The organism is Falsiroseomonas oryzae (genome assembly GCF_027856955.1).
Taxonomy (GTDB): domain Bacteria; phylum Pseudomonadota; class Alphaproteobacteria; order Acetobacterales; family Acetobacteraceae; genus Falsiroseomonas; species Falsiroseomonas oryzae.
This window is the reverse complement of sequence record NZ_JAPSMD010000967.1, coordinates 1-655: the sequence shown is the minus strand read 5'-3', so window position 1 is coordinate 655 and position 655 is coordinate 1. Positions and strand designations below refer to the sequence as shown.

Here is a 655-nt window from a genome sequence, read left to right as displayed (position 1 = left end):
CAGGGCGCGGCGCCGCTGGTCTTCGACTCGGCCACCGGCCTGCTCTCGCGCGGCACGGGGCAGGAGCCCGGCTTCGCCGCCGCGCGCAGCGGCGCCGGCGGCAAGCTCGGCCTGGCGGCGGATTGGCGCAACTCGAATCGCCCGCGCCTCGGCCAGGTCGCTTTGCCCCTGGGCGCAGGCGAGTTCGCCCGCAGCCTTGCGCTGCTGGACGAGGATCGCGGCATCCTGCTCGGCACCGACAACCACCTGCGCCTCTACGACGCCGGCGGCCGCCCGCTGGCCGCGCTGCCCCTGCCCGGCGCCGCCTGGGGCCTGGCGCTGGCCGGAGAGGTCGCGGTCGCGGCCCTCGGCGACGGCACGCTGCGCTGGTACCGCCTCGGCGCGAACGGCATCGCGGAGCAGGCCGCGCTGTTCATCCATGCCGAGACGCTGCGCTGGGTGCTCTGGACGCCCGAAGGCCCCTTCGACCACGCCCCGAATGGCGGGCAGGAGCTGGTCGGGCTGCACCTCAATCGCGGCCGCAACCAGACGCCGGAATGGGCCAGCTTCCGCCAGGCCTATCGCGCGCTCTACGCGCCGGCCGCGGTGCGCGCGCGCATCGCCGGGGACGAGGCGCCGCTGCGCGCCCGGGTGGCGGGCCTCGGCGATCCCCGCG

General features: G+C 77.3%; 1 protein-coding gene. It reads left to right on the top strand.

The window, feature by feature from the left end; genetic code table 11:
* Positions 1–655, top strand: a 655-nt coding sequence (locus tag OZN99_RS32995) for a hypothetical protein (protein ID WP_456299932.1), incomplete at both ends; no start/stop codon positions are given.